At 74.0% G+C, this 1658-nt stretch carries 1 protein-coding gene and 1 pseudogene; both read left to right on the forward strand.

Going from position 1 to position 1658, the window contains the following annotated elements; all coding sequences use genetic code 11:
* Window positions 1–708: pseudogene (locus SSNG_RS01855) on the forward strand (cyclase family protein); the annotation flags it as partial.
* A 162-nt stretch (window positions 709–870) separates the two neighbouring features.
* Window positions 871–1658, forward strand: a 788-nt coding sequence (locus tag SSNG_RS01860) for a GAF domain-containing protein (protein ID WP_042800388.1), incomplete at its 3' end; no start/stop codon positions are given.

A 1658-nucleotide genomic window follows, 5' to 3' on the forward strand; every position in this document is an offset into this window, starting at 1 on the left:
TGCACCACATGACCGACATCGGCGACGTGGAGGAGCCGGAGCCGTCCGCGTACTAAGGACTTCCTCGGCGCGGACTACCACGGCAAGTCGGTCAGCCACCTCGACGCGCTGTCGCACATCGGCTACCGGGGGCGACTCTACGACGGCCGCGCGGCGCACGAGGAGGCCGGCGCCGGAGGCGTCCGGTTCGGCTCGGTGGCGGCCCTCGGCCCGCTGGTCACCCGGGGCGTGCTGCTGGACCTGCCCGCGGTGCTGGGGGTGCCCTGGCTGGAGCCGGGGCACGCGGTGCGGGCCCGGGACCTCCTGGCCGCGGAGGAGGCGCTCGGCGTGCGGATCGGGGAGGGCGACGCGGTCCTGCTGCGCTCCGGCCGGTTCCGCCGCCGGACGGAGCTGGGGCCCTGGGACCCGGGGACGGGCAGCGCCGGCTGGCACGTGGACGCCGTACCGCTGCTGGCGGAGCGGGGCGTAGTCCTGCTCGGCGCCGACGGGGACAGCGACGTGCGGCCCTCGCCGGTGGAGGGCCTGCACTCCCCCGTCCACGCCCTCGCCCTCACGGCGATGGGGGTGCCCCTCCTGGACAACCTGGACCTGGAGGCGCTGTCCGCCGCCTGCGCCGGGGCGGGCCGCCACGCGTTCATGCTCGTCGTGTCGCCGCTCAACGTGCCCGGTGGGACGGGCTCACCGGTCAACCCCCTCGCGGTGCTGTGACCTGGCCCGGGCGGTGTCCTCTCCGCCCCCGCGCCCCGATGCCGTCAGCCCCGATGCCCTCAGCCTCGATGCCCCGACGCCTCGACGCCCCGACGCCTCAAAAGTGTGAGGAATATACTCAAATCCGGGCATCGAGCTGCTCCGACGAGGGATGTGGTGCACATGGGGGTCGTGGACGACCGCACCGGCCCCGTGCGGTCCCGTGACCGGTTCCTGCACGGCGGGTCCGCGGAGTCGGTCGTGCGGAGCGTGCGCAGCCCGATCCTGAGTTCGTGGCAGCGCAGCCTGCTGCTGGGACTGTCACCGGACCAGACCGAGCTGCCGTTCACCGAGGACTTCGACGCGGAGGGCCCCTTCGTCCGCGCCGCCGCACCCGTGCTCGACCGGCTGGCGGCGCTCTTCGCGGGCAGCCGGATGAACATCTGCCTCGCCGACGGCCACGGCACCGTGCTGGAGCGCCGCTTCGGCGACAAGACCCTGCCCGGCCGGCTGCCGGCCATCCAGACCGAGCCCGGCTTCGTGTTCGCCGAGCGGGTCGCCGGGACGAACGGGATCGGGCTGACCCTCGCGGAGCGGCAGCTCGTCCAGGTCAACGGCGCCGAGCACTTCGCCGAGCGCTCCCAGTCCAGCGCCTGCACCGCGGCTCCCATCCGAGACCAGCTCAGCGGGCACATCGAGGGCGTGCTGTGCCTGGGCTACCCCTACACCGACGCGGACCCGGCGCTGGCCGCCGTCGTCCGCCGGGCCGCCGAGGCCATCGAACGGCGGCTGATGGAGCAGAGTTCGGCGCGTGAACGCGGGCTGCTCCAGGCCTACCTGGAGGCCGGGAACCTGGTCCGGGCCCACGGGGACGCCCTCGACGGGCATCCGGTGACCCTGGCCGAGCTGCTGCTGAGCGAGCTGGAGCAGAGCGACCACACGACCCTCAAGGAGAAGGCCACCGAGCTGCT

The organism is Streptomyces sp. C, from assembly GCF_000158895.1.
Lineage (GTDB): Bacteria > Actinomycetota > Actinomycetes > Streptomycetales > Streptomycetaceae > Streptomyces > Streptomyces racemochromogenes.